The sequence below is a fragment of the Halorubrum ruber genome (assembly GCF_018228765.1).
Lineage (GTDB): Archaea > Halobacteriota > Halobacteria > Halobacteriales > Haloferacaceae > Halorubrum > Halorubrum ruber.
Genome location: NZ_CP073695.1, coordinates 1,391,093 through 1,405,155, shown reverse-complemented (window position 1 = coordinate 1,405,155; position 14,063 = coordinate 1,391,093). Strand labels below are relative to the sequence as shown.

Here is a 14,063-nt window from a genome sequence, read left to right as displayed (position 1 = left end):
CGACGGGCTCGGGCACCGCCCTCGCCCGCAGCGCTCAGGCAGAGGGTCGTCCCGTCGCGCGCAGCCCCAGAATGTCCCGCGCCGCGGCCGCGACGGCGTCGACGCGTTCGGCCGGGCAGTAAACGCCGAGCGTCCAGCGGCGGCGCTCGGCCGCCCGGAGCCCGGTCACGAGTTCGGAGGCGTCCTCCAGCCGCTGGGGGACGCCGTCGACGACGACCGCGGAGCCGGATTCCTTGAGCGCCGGTCGCGAGGGGATGTCGACGAGGACCGCGTCGCGGTCGACGCCGACGGCGTCCGCGATCTCGCGCTCCGCGGCCCGCTCCTCCGCGCGGCCGGCGTCGACCGTCCCCGCCGGCACCTCGTCGATCCCGGCCCAGACGGCGCGCTTGTAGAGGTCGCGCCGCTCGATGCGCTCGCCGAGCGCCGGGACGCGGTCGCGGAGCGCGACGAGGAGGTCGTGGTCGGCCATCTCGCGGAACGCCTCGACGTCCGTCCCGGTGCGGTCGAGGTACCGCTCGGAGGCGCGCTCCAGCATCGCGCCCGCGACCCGGGAGACGTGGTGGCGGTAGACGACGGCGTTCATCAGCGACCGCGCGACGAGCAGGCTCTCGGCGGTGGCGACGTTCCCCTCGGCCAAGACGAGGTCAGCGGACGCCCCGCTCCCGTCGCCGCCGATCAGCCGGAGTTCGGTGACGAGCCGACCGGTGTCGACGGTGCCGTACGGGACGCCGGTGTGGTGGGCGTCGCGCACGAGGTAGTCCATGCGGTCGACGTCGAGTTCGCCCGAGACGAGGGGGCCGAGCGCGCTCTCGCCGTCGATCAGGGCGGCGACGCGTTTCGGGTCGAGCCCGTTGCGTTCGAGGACCTGACAGACCTCGCGGTCCGCGTCGGTGAGCAGCCACCGCACGTCGTCGTGGTCGCGCCCGGTCGCGCGCCGGATTATCCCCTCGGTCTGGTGGCCGTACGGCCCGTGCCCGACGTCGTGTAGCATCGCCGCGGCCCGAACGTGCGCGGCCGTGTCGTCGTCGACGCCGAGCCCGTCGATCGCGCTGCGCGCGAGGTGGTAGACGCCGAGGCTGTGCTCGAACCGGGTGTGGTTCGCGGAGGGATAGACGAGCCGGACCGTGGACAGCTGTTTGATGTGTCGCAGCCGCTGGAACGCCGGCGTGTCGACCAGCTCGGCGGCCACGTCGCCGAGCCGGACGTGGCCGTGGACGCTGTCCTTGATCGCCTTCATCGCCGTCGCCTCGCGTCCCGCGCGGTCGGCGACGCGTTGCGCGACCGCGATCTCGACCCGGCGACGGGGGTGGTGGCGCGGGTCACTCGTCGACGACGTCGATCCCGAACCGCTCTTCGAGCGCTCGCACGACGGACCCGCCCACGTCGGCGGTCGCGGCCCGCCCGTCCTCGACCGCGAGGAGGTCGTCCTCGTCGACTCCGAGCTCGGCGGCGACTTCCTCGACGGTCAGCCCGGCGTCCTGTCGCGCCTCGGTGACGACGTCGCCGTAGCCGGAAACGAGGTACGGGAGACGGTCCGCCTCGTAGCTCGTCCCCTCCTCCTCCCAGCGCTTCGAGTCGCCGGTGGCGGAGTCGTACATCTTCGCCTGCTTGCGGGCGAGCTCCTTGTTCCGGCTCTCGGTCGCCCCCGAGCCCGAGTCGCCGCCGCCGGCGCCGCCGGGGCTGCCGCCGGAACTCCCGCCGCGCGACCCGCCGCCGCCGCTCGGCGCGTTGCCGGCGTCGTCGTGGGGGCGGCAGTTCGAACACACGAGCAGCTTCGCGCCGGCGACCGTCGCCTTCCGGAGGTCCGTGGTCTCGCGACCGCAGAGCTCGCACGCGTCGCCGTCGTCGCCGCCGCCGCCGCCGCCCGTCGAATACTTCGGCATACCCCGTGTAGTGGTCCGGACCGTTAAAAAGTCGTGGAGGGCAGCGTCCGTCAGTAACCCACGACTGAAGTCGTGGGCTTGTCAGTGGACTCCCCTTCTGTCGTCGAATCGACGCTGGCGGTGAATCCGCCCTTCAGGTTCACCATCCCTGACGTCAGCGCACACTGACAGGGTGCGCCTCCATCCGAAGACTTCTGCCCCGAATGGAGTCGTTTCATCAGTTTCCGAGCGATGTTCTTGCTCGCGTTGTAGTCCGCGTTCAGCTCGTACTCGCACTTCTGACACGCGAACTGGTGTTTCGACCCCCGATTCCTCTCGTGTGTAAAGCCGCACTTCGAACACCGCTGACTCGTGTACGCCGGGCTCACCTGCTCGACCTCGACATCGAGCAGCTCGGCTTTGTACTCGACGTACTCGTACAAGCGTCGGAACGCCCACGCGTGGAATCGCTTCGCACCAGTCATCCGATCCCGGATATCGGTCAAGTTCTCGAACGCGACGTGCGTACATCCGTGATCGCGAGCTTCGTCGAGAATCTGGTTCGAAGCACGATGGAGTTCGTCCTGTATCCAGCAGTGTTCGCGATCATCCATCGACTGGATCGACAGGTGCGCCGACCGCGTGCCCGTCTGTTGCATCGATCCGCGCGTCTTCTCGAACTCGCGGCGTCGGTGGTTCATCTCGTCGGCGTTCCCGATGAACGCGCCCGTTGAAGTCACGGCGAGCGAGCCGTCCACGTTCAGATCAACGCCGAGGACTGTTCTGTGCTCGGCGTTAGAAGACGCAGCCGCGGACTGCTCGTATTCGTCTGTGGTACAGCGCATTCGTGCGTGGAGGTAGAATGAGTCGGTCGAGCGGTCGTACTGGAGCGTGGACATCCGGAACTCGTACTCCTCGTTCAGCAGGTACTCGCCGATCGGTGTTCCCTCAGGGTCATCGGGGATTATATACTCACACTCGACACGCCCGTTTACCGTGGACAGAGAGACGTAGTCGCGGTGGAACGTCGCGGAGCGCTTGTCGTAGACGACGCTCCACGCGTCGAACTGCGGTTGACTGGTGGTTTCGCCCTTTTTGAGTCGGGCAACACCGCTTTTTGTGGCTTCGATAGCGCGTCGAATCCCCTTCTGGACGAGGTTCGCAGTCAACTCCGTCTCGTCCCGGAGTCGGTCGTAGAGCGCGTTCTCGGCTTGTTGTTTCGACGTGACGCAATGCTCGTCCGGGTGTCGCCACGCCCATGCTGCGGTTGTGTTCGCACAGTGGAGGAACTGCTCTTTCGTCTGATGGAGGTCGTCGCACCGCCCCTCGGGCACGTTAAGTTTGACTTTGACGGTGCGAATCACATCCCCCATCTGTATTTCACATATCAATCTATTTATTCATAAATCCTGCGGCTGGTAGTGGGGAGTCAAGTTGCTATCGCCCGTTGGTTCTGACGAGTAATGTCGGATTCCTCCTCGTTCCTCTGTGAATTGAGAAACTATTGCGGTGGCGCGTGCCGACGAGCGGCCGCAGGCCGCGAGGAGCACGCGCGAGGGAGTCGCGAGCGAAGCGAGCGACGAGGCTGGGGAGGTGTGAGATGCGGTTGCTGTGCGGGGTGGGACTCAAAGGGGCAGCCGGGAGGCGGGCGCAGGCGACGCAAGGACCGCAAGGAGCGAGCGGAGCGAGCGACTGAGGACCGCAGCGAGCGTGCGCCCGCCTCCCGGCTGGGGCTTTGGAGGTGTTCACCGCCGATCCGTTATGAGCTATTTATAAGCGAGCGGCTGGGGCTTTGGAGGTGTTCACCGCAGGATCCCCGATCCAGTATAAAAATCCGATGACGACATCTAACCTCCACTTATAAACTGCAACCCCGCCACAGCAATTTACCCACTCCTGATCTCGATCACGGCCCGAGGTAGCCCCACGCCTGGAGCCGGTCGCCGTCGCCGTCGACCCAGCGCTCGCCGATGTCGTCGCGGTAGTACATGTTCGGCATCACGACGTCGTCGATCCGGCCGTACGCCTGCTCGCGCGCCGCGCCCATCGTCTCTCCCTTCCCGGTGACGACGATCGGCATCCCGCTCTCGCCGGCGACGCGCCACTGCCCGTCGACCTGCTTCGTGTCCTCCAGATGGATTCCCTCGCGGTCGTCGGTCTGGAAGACGACCGCGGCGTTCCGCGAGTTTTCGTCGTACGTCTTCTCGTCGTCGAACGGGAACGGCGGCAGGACGACCCTGACGGCGATCTGGTAGCCGCCGTGGACCTCGGGCTCGGGCTTGTTCCCGTGCGCGAGGTCGTAGAAGAACTCGGCGGTGGACGACTCGATCGACTCCTCCTGGAGGGCGATCGTCGGATACCCGAACCGCGGGGTGAACTCCAGCGGGTAGATGCCCGTCTCGTTGACGATACAGTTGATGTCGATGCTGCCGACGTACCCCTCGTCGGCGAGCCATCCCTCGATCTTGCCGAACGTCTCCTCGAACAGCCTGTTCTTCCCCGCCCAGAACATCGACGTCCCCATCTCGCCGGTCGACGGCCCGATGTTCCCCGGGAACAGCTTCTTGTGTTCGAAGTTGAAGTTCACTCGGTCGACGAACTCGTTCCCGTCAAAGAAGCCACAGATGGCGATTTCGACGCCGTCAACCTTCCGCTGGAGCTGGAACCCCTTCATCCGGTGGCCCCACGCCTTCTTATACGCCCGAAGCACGTCGACCACGTCGCTGCCGTCGTCCTCGTTGCCGACGTACAGCAGGCGCTTGACGTTCTGAACCTCCCCGAGCGGCTTGATCACATACGGGGCGGGGTTCTGCTGAACGTGTTTGATCCCCGCGTCGAACTCGTGGAACACGTGGTGTTCGACCGTGTTGACGCCGTGGTCCTCTAACACCTCCATCGCGTAGCCGCGGTCCTCTTCGAGGCGGTCGGTGTTCGGCGTCCCGCCGACGACGGCCTTCCCCTCGGCGCGGAGTTCCTGCGCGAGTTCACCCGTGCCGATATCCGACCCGACCCAGATGTCGTCGAAGATTATCACGTCGGCCCAGTCGACCTCGGCGCGCCAGTCGTCCGTCTTCGGGACGAACCCGTCGCCGATCTCCCGGTCGCTTTCGGCCTCGATGTAGTACTTCACGTCGTGGCCCTCGCGGCGGACCTGCCACGCCAGGTCCGTGATGAGCGCCGCGTCGGCCGAGACGAAGAGGAAGTTCGCGGTGTCCATGCGGGGTTCTCTCGCGGGACGGACTTGAGTGTGGGTGCCGGGCTGGGGGCCGAACGGTCGCGGGGCGGGCGGCGAACCACGTGAAGACGCCCGCGCCCCCAGTCGTCTCCGAGGAGGTTGAAACGTTAACACGCGGGTTGATGGGCCGTGGCGTGGTCGATCACGGTATGCCAAGCGTGACACGCGACGGCGTGACGATCGACTACGCCGTCGACGGGGACCCCGACGGACCGACCGTGCTGCTGCTCGAAGGGCTCGGGTACGGCCGGTGGATGTGGCGGTGGCTCGCGGAGGCGTTGGTCGACGACTACGAGGTCCTCCGCCCGGACAACCGCGGCACCGGAGACTCCGACGTGCCGGAGGGACCGTACACCGTCGCCGAGATGGCGGCCGACGCGGCCGCGGTCCTCGACGACCGCGGCGTCGACGCGGCCCACGTCTGCGGCGCGTCGATGGGCGGCATGATCGCGCAGGAGTTAGCACTCGCCGACGACCGCGTCGCCTCGCTGACGCTGCTATGTACGTCTCCGGGCGGCGACGACGCGGCCCCGACGCCGCCAGAGGTCCAAGAGCACATCTTCTCGGCGCCCGAGGACGCCGACCCCCGCGAGCGGGTCCGGTACCTGATGGAGCCGGCGGTCTCCGACGGTTTCTACGAGCGCGAGCCGGAGCTCGTTGACCGGATCGTCGACTGGCGGCTCGCGGGCGACGCGACGCCGGCGGGCCGCGAGGCGCAGGCGGCCGCGGTGGCGGCGTTCGACGCGAGCGACCGGCTCGGCGATCTCTCCGTGCCGACGCTGATACTCCACGGGACCGCGGACCGAGTCCTCCCGGTCGAGAACGCCGACCTGCTGGCGGAGCTGCTCCCGCACGCCGAGGCCGAGCTGTTCGAGGGCGGGCCGCACCTCTTCTTCATCGAGGAGCGCGAGCGCGTCAACGACCGGGTCCGGACCTTCCTCGGCGAGGTCGCCTGAGATGGCGACGGAGAACGATCCCCAGGCGGACGACCGCGGGGACGGAAGCGCCGCCGACGCCGACCCGCGACCGCACCCGCACGGCGACCGCGGCTACGACTGGGTCGGATCGCTGTCCGCCCGCCGCGCGCGGCTCTCGCCGGACCGCGTCGCGGTCACCGACACGGCCGCGAACGCCGAGTACACGTACGCGGAGTTAGAGGAGCGCGCCAACCGCACCGCGCGCTTCCTCCGCGAGGCCGGCGTCGAGACGGGCGACCGCGTCGCCGTCGTCTCGCGGAACCGCGTCGAGCTCGTCGACCTGTTCTTCGCGACCGCGAAGACGGGGGCGGTGCTGGCGCCGCTCTCGCACCGGCTCGCCGAGCGCGACCTCGCCGCGGTGTTAGGCACCGTCGACCCCGAGCTGCTCCTCGTCGAGGCCCCGTTCGGGGGCGACGTCATCGACGCGTTAGAGCGGGCCGACGTCGAGCCCGCCGTCCGATCGATCCCGACCGACGGCGACGACGCGTGGCGGTCGTACACGCGGGATCTACCCGTGGACGGCTCGCCGGTCGAGACCGCCGAGGTGTCGCTCTCGGACCCGCACCTCTTCTTGCACACCGGGGGCTCGACCGGAACCCCGAAGGAGACGGTGATCAGCCACGGTGCGATCCGCTGGAACGCGTTCAACACGATCACGGCGTGGGGGCTCCGCGAGGATGACGTGACGCCGATGGTGTTCCCGATGTTCCACACCGGCGGGTGGAACGTGCTCACGGTCCCCTTCTTCCAGATGGGCGGGCGCATCCTGCTGAGCCCGGAGGTCGACCCCGGCCGCGTCCTGCGCGACGTCGAGCGCGAGTCGGCGACGACCCTCGTCGCGGTGCCCGCCGTGTTGCGGATGATGGCCCGCCACGAGGAGTGGAGCGAGACCGACCTCTCCTCGCTCCGGTTCGTGAAGAGCGGCGGCGGCCCCTGCCGGGAGAGCGTCATCGCGGCGTGGCGCGACCGCGGCGTCGAGATATCGCAGGGGTACGGGCTCACCGAGTGCGGGCCGAACAACTTCGCGATGCCCGACGACTTCCCGCCGGAGAAGACCGCCAGCGTCGGGGTCCCGGCGCTCGCGGTCGACGCGCGCGTCGTCGACGAGGACGGCCCGGTCCCCGACGGCACGGTCGGCGAGCTGGAACTCGCGGGGCCGGCCGCGGCCGACGGCTACTGGAACGAGCCCGAGGAGACGGCGGCGACGTTCGGCGACTGGGTGTCGACCGGCGACCTCGCGCGCGTCGACGAGGACGGCTACTACCACATCGAGGGGCGGAAAAAGAACATGTTCGTCTCGGGCGGCGAGAACGTCTACCCGCCCCGCGTCGAGGACGCGCTCACCGACCACCCAGACATCGAGGAGGCGGTCGTGATCGGCGTGCCGAGCGAGCGGTGGGGGACGGTCGGGAAGGCGATCCTCGTCGGCGACGAGTCGCTGACGCTCGCCGACGTGGAGTCGCACCTCGCCTCGCGCGTCGCCCGGTACGCGATCCCGAAGGAGCTGGCGTTCGTCGACGAGATGCCGACCTCGGGCCCCTCGAAGATCGACCGCGCGGCGCTGAAGGAGCGCTTCGGCGAGTAGGCGGCGCGGATTCCACAGGAACAACCATTATATATGCGGACAATAAGGAGGGGCATGCTCGACGTCACGATGGATATGGAGCAGTTCGACTGCCCGTTCATCGACACCTCCGCCGACCACGACGTCTCCTTCTCCGCGATGCACTGGCAGTTGGACACGGCGGCGGAACAGCTGGAGACGCGGCTGCTCGTCGAGTCGCCGGACCGGTACGAGCTCGGCGAGGGGCTCTCGGCGCTCCGCAACCACGAGAACATGGCCGAGTACAGCCTGTTCTCGAAGGAGGACGGCACCGCCATCATCCGGACAGTCATCGAGGAGACGAACGCGATGTCGACGATCACGGACCACGGCGGCTACATCACCGGCCCCTTCCTGATCGCCGACGGCTCCGAGCGCTGGCAGGTCGGGTTCGACGACGAGGCGACGACCGAGGCGGCGCTCCACGACCTCGAGAAGGGTAACGAGTTCGTCGTCGAGGACCGCTCTGAGCTGTCGATGGAGGCGCTGTTCGACACGATGCGGAACGCGAACGCGGCCTCGACGATGCTGGACGCGTGCCGCGACCTGACCGACGTCGAGCGCGAGACCATCGAGTCCGCGGCCGACGCGGGGTACTTCGAGTCGCCGCGCGAGGCGACGCTGTCGACGCTCGCCGACGAGTTCGACGTCTCGACCGCGGCCGTCTCGAAGAACATGCGCCGCGGCGAGAAGAAGCTGCTCCGCAGCGTCGTCGCCGCGCTCGACCGACTGGAATAGGGTCCGGAGCGAACTGCCGGCGCGGGGAGCACGCGAATCCGACCACGTTAGCGTGTCGTTCGAGAAACGCGGTTCAGCCCCCTTTTCCGGCGTATTCGGTCGAATCCGCGCGGACTGTTAACATCTTAACTCGGCCCTTCATGGTGGTGTCCGTCCTCGATCAGTGTATGCGAGACGACCACACACGGCGAGCGTATCTGCGACGAACCGGCGCCGCGGTCGGCGCGGCCGGACTCACCGGACTGGCGGGCTGTTCCGGCGGGGGGACGGCGGGGACGGCTCCGACGGCGGGGATGGATCGGACGGCGGGGACGGTTCCGACGGCGGAGACGGCTCAGACGGCGGCGACCTCTCCGGCGAGACGGTCCGGATCGGGGCGCTCCAGCCGACCTCCGGCGACCTCCAGTACTACGGGCAGATCAGCCTGCGCGGGTTCTACTCCGGGCTGGCGTACAAGTACGACCTCGACCCGATCGAGGAGGCGACGCCGGGGACGTACACGGTCGAGCCCGAGGGCGGCCCGACCTACGAGATCATCGTCGAGGACACGCAGTTCAGCCCGGACACGGCCCAGAGCGTCGCGACGGACCTCGTCTTGGACGAGGAGGTCGACATCCTGTTCGGGGGGACCTCCTCCGACAGCGCGCGCCGGCTCATCGACACCGTGGTCGACGAGACGGACGTCCCGTACCTGATCGGTCCCGCGGCCGACGCCGGCATCACCGTGAGCGACGAGTTCTGTCACCCGATGGCGTTCCGCGCGAGCGAACACACCGCGATGGACGCGCGGGCGGGCGGGACGTACGTCGCCGAGAACTTCGACATCGACACGGTCGCGATCTTCGCGTCCGACAACGCGTTCGGGCAGAGCGTCGCGAGCAACTACACCGAGGTCTTGGAGAGCCAGGGGATCGACGTCCTCGAACCGCGGTTCGTCGAGGTCGGCTACTCCGAGTTCGACGGGCTCTTCGAGCAGGCGGTCTCCGACGGCGCGACGGGCGTCGTCGGCGGCTTCACCGCGTCGACGCTGCCCCAGTTCCTCACCTCGGCCATTTCCTACGACGTCCAGGTGTTCGGCGGCTTCGCGGCGCTGCTGACGACGCAGCTCATCGGCGGCACGATCGAGTCGGCCCTGGGCGAGGACTTCACCGCGCAGGACATCAAGGACGCCGGGCTCGGTCCGTTCACCAGCCGGTACCACTGGAACCAGTACGAGAACCCGATCAACGAGGAGTTCCGGCAGATGCACGTCGACGCGTACGGCATCGTGCCCGACCTGTTCAGCTCCGGCACCTTCACCGCGGCCTCGGCGCTCGCGCAGGCCGTCTCGGAGTCCGGCTCGACCGAGGGCGCCGACATCGCCGACGCGCTGCGCGGGATGACCGTCACGGACACGCCGAAGGGCGAGGACGGGTACACGTTCCAGGAGCACAACAACCAGGCGGCGTCGAAGATGACCGTCGCGTGGCCGGTGCCGACGAGCAACGAGTACGCCGAGACCTGGGACGCGCCGATCATGCCCGGCGAGCCCCTCGAACGGCTCGACGCCGAGGATGTGATGGTCCCCGAAGAGGACGCCGGCTGCTCGCTGTAATGCTGTTGGAGACCGACGGGCTCACGAAACGCTTCGGCGGCATCACCGCCGTCGACGGCGTCGACTTCGCCTTAGAGGCCGGCGAGCTCTGCTCGATCATCGGCCCGAACGGCGCGGGGAAGACGACGTTCTTCAACCTGCTCACGGGCGTGTTGGAGCCCTCCGACGGGCGAATCCGGTTCGATCCGGCGGGCGGAGCCGACTCGACCGGCTCCAACGGCTCGGGGTCGGCCGGGGACGACACGGCGCTCGACATCACCGCCGCCTCGCCGGACGAGACGGCGCTGGCCGGGATCCACCGGTCGTACCAGATCACGAACCTGTTCCCCACGCTGTCGGTGCTGGAGAACGTCCGCGTCGCCGCACAGGCGAGCCGCGGGAACGACTCGTGGAAGCTGTGGCGCAACGTGTCCGACTTCGAGGACCATTACGCGGAGGCGACGGCGATCCTCGAGCGGATCGGGCTCGCGGCGGAGGCGGAGACCGTCACACAGAACCTGAGCCACGGCGAGAAGCGGAGCCTCGAGGTCGGCGTCGCACTCGCCGGCGACCCCGACCTCCTCCTGCTCGACGAGCCGACCGCCGGCGTGTCGAGCGAGGGCGTCGACGAGGTCGTCGCGCTGATCGAGGACGTGGCGGAGGACCACTCGGTGATGCTCATCGAACACAACATGGAGGTGGTGATGGATATCTCCGACCGGATCGCCGTCCTCCACCGCGGCGAACTGATCGCCGACGGACCGCCAGAGGACGTGCGCGGCGACGAGACCGTTCAGGAGGCGTACCTCGGCGGGTACGGCCGCGAGGAGTCGGGACGCGACGGCGGCTCGGCGGACGGCCCCGCCGAGAGCGACGCCGCGACCGACGGCGGCCGACAGGTGGGCGCCCGAGCCGGGCGCCGCGCCGACCTCGGAGGTGACCGGCCGTGAGCCTGCTCGAACTCGACGGCGTCCACACCTACTACGGCGAGAGCCACATCCTCCAGGGGCTCTCCCTGTCGGTCGAGGCGGGCGAGATCGTCGCCCTCGTCGGCCGGAACGGCGTCGGGAAGACGACGACCCTCCGCACCGCGCTCGGGCTGACGCCGCCTCGCGAGGGAACGGTCCGGTTCGACGGGACCGACGTGACCGGGATGAAGCCCAACGAGATCGCCGCCCGCGGGATGGGCTGGGTACCCGAGGAGCGTCGCGTGTTCTCGCATCTCACGGTCGAGGAGAACCTCCGCGTCGCCGCGCACTCGGCGGCCGACCCGGACGCACGGATCGCGGAGGCGTACGAGCTGTTCCCGGCGCTCGACCGCTTCGCGGACAAGGAGGCGGGCGACCTGAGCGGCGGCCAACAGCAGATGCTCGCCATCGCCCGTGGCATGGTCGGCGACAACGACCTGCTGTTGGTCGACGAGCCGAGCGAGGGACTCGCGCCCCAGATCGTCGAGGACGTCGTGGAGGCGCTCCGCGCGGCCTCCGCGGACACGACGATGGTCCTCGTCGAACAGAACTTCCGGCTGGCGATGGACCTCGCCGACCGGTTCTACCTCGTCGACCACGGCGTCGTCGTCGAGGCGGGCGAGACGGCCGGCGTCACGAGCGACGACGAGCGGATCCGGAGGTACCTAACGGCATGACCCCCGGAACGCTCCCCGCTCTCGTCGACGCCGCGGCCCTCGCCTCCGCCGTCGACCCGGGCGCGCTGCTGGCGACCGGCGGCGCGGTCGACGGGCTTCGGACCGCCGCCCGCGTGCTCGTCGAGGGGATCGGCAAGGGCGCGGTGTACTTCACCATCGCCGTCGGTCTGACGCTCGTCTTCGGGCTGATGGGCGTTCTCAACTTCGCGCACGGCGCGGTCGCGATGGTCGGCGCGTACCTCGGCGGACTCGTGCTCGTCCTCGTCGTGGGCGCCAACACCGGAACCGTCGCGACGATACTCGTCTTCTTCGTCGCGTTGGCGCTGGTGTTCGCGGTCACGACCGCCGCCGGCAGTGCGATGGAGGTGACGCTGATCCGACCGATCTACGACCGCACGCCCACCTACCAGATCCTGTTGACGTTCGGCGTCTCGCTGGTCATCGAGGAGCTGGCCCGGATCGTCTTGACGCTCCGCGGGATCCAGCCGAACCCGCAGTGGCAGGCGCCGATGGCGACCACCCCCGACGTGCTGCTCGGCCGGACCGACCTGCTCGGGATCGGCGTCAGGCGGCTGTACCTCTTCGAGATCGCGATCGGCGCGGTCGTCGCGGTCGCCGTCTGGGCGTTCCTGACGAAGACGCTGTACGGCCTCTACATCCGTGCCGGCAGCGAGGACACCGAGATGGTCCAGGCGCTGGGCGTCGACGTGCGGCAGGCGTTCACGGTCGTGTTCGGCGTCGGAACCGGCCTCGCCGCGGTCGGCGGCGTCCTGCTGATGTGGGACCCGATCTGGGGGCCGAGCGTCCTCCTGAGCGTCGACGTGCTGCTGTACGCGTTCGTCGTCGTCATCATCGGCGGGCTCGGCAGCTTCACCGGAACGCTCGTCGCCGCGGGCATCGTCGGCGTCGCCGACTCGGTGACGACGTGGCTGTTCACCACCGGGATCGTCGCCTTCCCCGGCCTCTCTGAGGTGACCATCTTCCTCCTGCTCGTGGTGATGCTGATCATCCGCCCGCAGGGGCTCTACGGCGTCGAGGAGGTGGGTGGCCATTAGCGACTCCGACTCGCTTAGCGACGAAGCGGCTCCACTCGGCGAAGAAGCTCCCGTCGACGAGACGGACCCGATACCGCCGTCGACCGCGACCGGTGGGCTCCGCGAGCACCTGCGGGATCACGCCGTCCACGCGGCCGTAATCGTCGGGTTCCTGCTGTACCCGCTCGTCTACGAGGCGCTGCTCGCGACGCCGGCCGCGACGCTCGCCGAGGCGTTCCTCCCCGCGGTCACGTTCATGATCGCGGTGTTGTACATGGGGCTGTTCGCGATGAGCTTCGACTTCGTCAGCGGGTACACCGGGTACCTATCCTTCGGCCACGCGGCCTTCTACGGCACGGGCGCGTACTTCGTCGTCCTCGCCGCGAACGGGCAGGTTCCGGGGATCCCCGCGGGGACGCCGTTCATGATCACGCTCCTGCTCGGGGCGGTACTCGCCGGCCTGCTTGCGATCGTGATCGGGTCGGTGTCGTTCCGGCTCACGGGCGTCTACTTCGCGATGATCACGCTCGGGTTCGCGCAGGTGATCTACGAGCTGATCCGCTCGTGGGGGTACGTCTCCTCGAACCCGACGGAGGGAACGACCGTGAGCGGCGACGCGCTCGCGGTCGGCGTCCCGTACATCGACGCGCTGAGCCTCAACCTGGGGCGGCTGACGGGCGAGAGCGTCGAGAACCTGCTCGGGCTCGGGATCGACCTGTCGGCGACGGTGGTCTCCTACTACGCGCTGGGGATCGTGGTCGTCGTCTGCTACTTCGCGATGCAGCGGATCGTCCACTCGCCGTTCGGCCGCGTGATGGTCGCGATCCGCGAGAACGAGGAGCGCGCCCGCGCCGTCGGCTACCCGACCTACCGGTTCAAGCTGGCCGCGTTCGCGATCAGCGGCTTCTTCGGGGCGATCGCCGGCGGCGTCTTCGCGGCGTACTCCCGGTCGGTCGCACCCGACGGGACGTTCTACTTCCTCGTCACCGCGGACGCGCTGATCACGACGATCATCGGCGGGTTCGGCACCCTCGCGGGGCCGGTGTACGGCACCCTGTTCACGCAGGGGTTAGAGGACGTCCTCTCCACCGAGAGCGGCGGGATAGCGACCCTGCTGCGCGAGGGGATCCCGGAGGGCGTCTACGAGACCGACCTCTTCGGGGTCAGCCTGGAGCTGTTCGTCAACACGGCCGTCGACGGGCGCGCTCCGCTGTACCTCGGGATCATCTTCGTGCTGTTCGTGCTGTTCGTCCCGAACGGCATCCTCGGGACCCTGCGCGACCGGCTCGGCGGCACCGTCGGGAAGCGGCTCCCTGACCACCTGCGGCGCTACCTCCGGTAGCGTCGCGGGCCCGCCGCGCTGTCGCGGCGGACGCGGAACGGCGATACGCTACGA

The 14,063-nt window shown here is 68.8% G+C and carries 11 protein-coding genes and 1 pseudogene; 8 read left to right on the top strand and 4 right to left on the bottom strand.

Annotated elements, in window-relative coordinates; genetic code table 11:
* Positions 1-34: 34 nt before the first annotated feature.
* The 4 genes from J7656_RS06965 to J7656_RS06950 form a co-directional block, all read right to left on the bottom strand.
* Positions 35-1,237, bottom strand: coding sequence for an HD domain-containing protein (locus J7656_RS06965; RefSeq protein ID WP_211554479.1), 1,203 nt, complete (start codon positions 1,235-1,237; stop codon positions 35-37).
* An 82-nt stretch (positions 1,238-1,319) separates the two neighbouring features.
* Positions 1,320-1,883, bottom strand: coding sequence for a helix-turn-helix domain-containing protein (locus J7656_RS06960; protein ID WP_017344572.1), 564 nt, complete (start codon positions 1,881-1,883; stop codon positions 1,320-1,322).
* Between the two features lie 50 nt (positions 1,884-1,933).
* Entirely contained in the window at positions 1,934-3,235 is a 1,302-nt protein-coding gene (locus tag J7656_RS06955; protein WP_211554478.1) for an RNA-guided endonuclease InsQ/TnpB family protein, read from the bottom strand.
* Between the two features lie 533 nt (positions 3,236-3,768).
* Complete coding sequence (locus J7656_RS06950; RefSeq protein WP_211554477.1) at positions 3,769-5,079, bottom strand: phosphoribosylamine--glycine ligase; 1,311 nt, start codon at positions 5,077-5,079, stop codon at positions 3,769-3,771.
* Positions 5,080-5,246: 167 nt separating this feature from the next.
* Here J7656_RS06950 and J7656_RS06945 point away from each other — a divergent pair, with 167 nt between their 5' ends.
* From J7656_RS06945 to J7656_RS06910, 8 genes and pseudogenes are all read left to right on the top strand, one after another.
* The gene (locus tag J7656_RS06945) at positions 5,247-6,053 is read left to right on the top strand and encodes an alpha/beta fold hydrolase (RefSeq protein WP_249191503.1); all 807 of its coding nucleotides are present in this window, start codon (positions 5,247-5,249) and stop codon (positions 6,051-6,053) included.
* 1 nt (position 6,054) lies between these two features.
* Positions 6,055-7,659 carry a class I adenylate-forming enzyme family protein gene (locus J7656_RS06940; protein WP_017344568.1) on the top strand — a complete coding sequence of 535 codons (1,605 nt, stop codon included), beginning with the start codon at positions 6,055-6,057 and terminating at the stop codon, positions 7,657-7,659.
* A 54-nt stretch (positions 7,660-7,713) separates the two neighbouring features.
* The gene (locus J7656_RS06935; RefSeq protein ID WP_017344567.1) at positions 7,714-8,415 is read left to right on the top strand and encodes a helix-turn-helix domain-containing protein; all 702 of its coding nucleotides are present in this window, start codon (positions 7,714-7,716) and stop codon (positions 8,413-8,415) included.
* 167 nt (positions 8,416-8,582) lie between these two features.
* A pseudogene (locus J7656_RS06930) lies at positions 8,583-10,009 on the top strand (ABC transporter substrate-binding protein).
* Positions 10,009-10,938, top strand: coding sequence for an ABC transporter ATP-binding protein (locus J7656_RS06925; RefSeq protein ID WP_017344565.1), 930 nt, complete (start codon positions 10,009-10,011; stop codon positions 10,936-10,938). Before J7656_RS06930 ends, J7656_RS06925 begins: the two are co-directional and overlap by 1 nt.
* Positions 10,935-11,633: an ABC transporter ATP-binding protein gene (locus J7656_RS06920; protein WP_017344564.1), complete on the top strand. Its 699-nt coding sequence runs from the start codon at positions 10,935-10,937 to the stop codon at positions 11,631-11,633. Before J7656_RS06925 ends, J7656_RS06920 begins: the two co-directional genes overlap by 4 nt.
* A complete protein-coding gene (locus tag J7656_RS06915; RefSeq protein WP_211554473.1) occupies positions 11,630-12,688 on the top strand; it encodes a branched-chain amino acid ABC transporter permease in 1,059 nt (352 codons plus the stop codon). Before J7656_RS06920 ends, J7656_RS06915 begins: the two co-directional genes overlap by 4 nt.
* Complete coding sequence (locus J7656_RS06910; protein WP_017344562.1) at positions 12,678-14,009, top strand: branched-chain amino acid ABC transporter permease; 1,332 nt, start codon at positions 12,678-12,680, stop codon at positions 14,007-14,009. The genes J7656_RS06915 and J7656_RS06910 overlap by 11 nt, the downstream gene beginning before the upstream one ends.
* The last annotated feature ends 54 nt before the right edge of the window (positions 14,010-14,063 follow it).